At 50.8% G+C, this 484-nt stretch carries 1 protein-coding gene; it reads right to left on the bottom strand.

The features are described 5' to 3' along the window. Positions 1-183: hypothetical protein (locus QWL29_RS26595; RefSeq protein WP_305825854.1), on the bottom strand; the 183-nt coding region annotated here is incomplete at its 3' end. Positions 184-484 lie beyond the last annotated feature (301 nt).

Genomic DNA, 484 nt, shown 5'->3' with positions numbered 1-484 from the left:
TGCGCCGATAACGATGTCTATCATTACCTTGCCAGCCGTTAGCAGGGCAAAGCCTGCCTTGGCTGACATGGGTAACGGTGACAGCGCCACTGGAACGTTAGTAAGAAGCACCGGTCCACATTGCTCGATTACTCGAGCAAGTTTCTCGGTTGCTGACTGGTTTGGCTTCGTGTTGTTTGACATCGAAGGGCTCTCCTTGTAAAGGTGGAAGAAGGCCTCTGGTTTGTTTGTGGCAAACTGGAGGCCACCGTGCGCGAACGTCTTTCGCGCTTCGATTTCCTCATCTAATAAGAGATTGTCCTGCGGCAATTTTACCACTACCAAAGACGTTATGCGCCGAGTGCAGGGATGTGAAAGTTATTGCTTATCCACTGAGCGTTACGGCTGCGTAGTCTTGGGGGGCACGCTAACCAAGTTGGAAGAATTTCTGCATCGAGCATATAAATCGACTCGCTACATAAAAAAGCCCCGCTAACTTCCGCCG

Origin of the sequence: Massilia brevitalea, from assembly GCF_030711405.1 — a bacterium.
GTDB classification, from domain to species: domain Bacteria; phylum Pseudomonadota; class Gammaproteobacteria; order Burkholderiales; family Burkholderiaceae_D; genus Telluria; species Telluria brevitalea.
Note: the sequence above shows the minus strand (reverse complement) of the source record. Positions and strands in the feature narration are given on the sequence as shown.